Source organism: Neisseria sp. (genome assembly GCF_030523955.1).
Lineage (GTDB): Bacteria > Pseudomonadota > Gammaproteobacteria > Burkholderiales > Neisseriaceae > Neisseria.
The window spans coordinates 1-1,794 of the sequence record NZ_JAUNHL010000107.1; the positions used below are offsets into that span (position 1 = coordinate 1).

The following is a 1,794-nucleotide window of genomic DNA, read 5'->3' on the forward strand; positions in this document are numbered from 1 at the left end:
CGTGAATTGATGGAAGGCAACGCCAAAATCATTAAATTGATTGCGCGTGATGAGGCGCTGCATTTGACCAGCACGCAGCATATGCTGAATTTGATGCGCAGCGGCCACGATGACGCGGAAATGGCGGAAATTGCGGCAGAATTGGAGCAGGAGTGTTTCGAGCTCTTTAAAAAGGCGGCGTTGCAGGAAAAAGAATGGGCGCAATATCTGTTTAAAGATGGTTCGATGATTGGCTTGAATAAAGATATATTGAGCCAATATGTAGAATATATTACCAATCTTCGGATGTCTGCGGTGGGTTTGGCGCCGGCGTTTGAAAAGGCTACACAAAACCCGATTCCGTGGATTAATGCTTGGTTGTCTTCCGATAATGTTCAGGTGGCGCCGCAGGAAGTGGAAATTTCCTCTTATTTGATCGGCCAGATTGATGCCGAAGTGAATGCCGATGATTTGGGTGATTTCGAACTTTAATTCAGACAGGCAGTCTTTGCAGTAGTTATTATGGTTCCGGCAGAGATTCCGGGTTGATTACCGCCGGCAGCTTAGGGTTGCCGGCGGTTGTCCTTACTTCGATACAGATCATGACTTTAATCACGACAGACGACAGAGTATTCGAACTGAGAAACGGCGAGAGCCTGCTGGAAGGTTTGGAGCGCACCGGCCATGAAGTGGAATACCAGTGCAGAAGCGGCTATTGCGGCTCGTGCAGGGTGAAAATCGTATCGGGCAAAGTGGCTTACGACGAGGTGCCGTTGGCTTTTATCAGCCCCGGCGAGATTTTAACTTGTTGTTGCAGGGTGGACGAGCCGATACGGATTGAGTGCAAGGCGCGGGTCGAAACAGGTTGGTTGCCGGATGATGATTTATTTGCTGCTTATGAATAGGCGGAAAAACGATGACCACTGAAAAGATTTACTATGCCGTGGTGATTTTATTGTGTGCGGTTTCGGTATTGTTATCGCCGTTTTTCTATATCCGGCGCGGTAAACGGCGGGACAGCGCAACGCAAGCGCCCAAGCAGTGGTGGGTGGTGGTGGTCAGTAATGTAATCACCCTGTTGGTATTGTTGCTGGTTTGGTGGTTATGGCTGCGTTAAAGCAGGCTAAATGCTTTGCCAGCGGCACTACGGCTACTTACAATAGTGGCTTTCCCCGATATTGAGACGGATGATGAACCGATTAACTGTTTGTGCCGCAGCCTTGTTGGCCGTATCTTTACCTGCGCTGGCAGCGCCCATTTATAGCTGTACCGACCGCAAAGGCAATACGGTGTATACTCAAGATCCTAAATCCGGCAATTGCAGCCGGACCAACTTGGGCTCGCCGTCCGTTTATTCTTCTGAGCCAGCACCTGTTGTTTCGAGCGCTCCGCCTGCCGCACCGCAAACACAAACCGATCAGACACCGGCAGCCAATAAAGTATCGCCGGAAGAATTGGCGGCCGCCCGGCAAAAACTGCAGGCGGCACAACGCGCGCTGGACGAAGGCAAACAAGTGCGCTATGGTAACGAGCGCAATTATGCCAAGTATCTGGAACGCATCAACGGGCTGGAAAACAACGTAAAAGCCGCACAAGATGCTTTGAACAAGCTGAACGAGGATCAGGGGAGTAGCGGCACAACACGATAAGTGCCGAGATTGCCGCCGCCGTACAGTGCTCAAACGTATAAGCCTGTCTGAAAAATTGCCGCTGATAAAAGAAGGCTTTTTATTTTCAGACAGGCATCTGTTTTATGAAACAAAATATAGCAGATTTAATTAATTTTCGATACAAGGCAGCAAGCCGCAGACAGTA

4 protein-coding genes are annotated in these 1,794 nt (G+C 49.6%); all 4 read left to right on the forward strand.

Annotated features, from left to right (window positions below; genetic code table 11):
- On the forward strand, positions 1-471 hold a 471-nt coding region (locus Q4C79_RS13140; protein ID WP_303091468.1), incomplete at its 5' end, for a ribonucleotide-diphosphate reductase subunit beta.
- A gap of 110 nt (positions 472-581) precedes the next feature.
- Entirely contained in the window at positions 582-884 is a 303-nt protein-coding gene (yfaE, locus tag Q4C79_RS13145; RefSeq protein WP_303091469.1) for a class I ribonucleotide reductase maintenance protein YfaE, read from the forward strand.
- Between the two features lie 11 nt (positions 885-895).
- Positions 896-1,096 carry a hypothetical protein gene (locus tag Q4C79_RS13150; RefSeq protein WP_303091470.1) on the forward strand — a complete coding sequence of 67 codons (201 nt, stop codon included), beginning with the start codon at positions 896-898 and terminating at the stop codon, positions 1,094-1,096.
- 70 nt (positions 1,097-1,166) lie between these two features.
- On the forward strand, positions 1,167-1,628 hold the full coding sequence (locus Q4C79_RS13155; protein WP_303091471.1) for a DUF4124 domain-containing protein: 462 nt from the start codon (positions 1,167-1,169) through the stop codon (positions 1,626-1,628).
- Positions 1,629-1,794 lie beyond the last annotated feature (166 nt).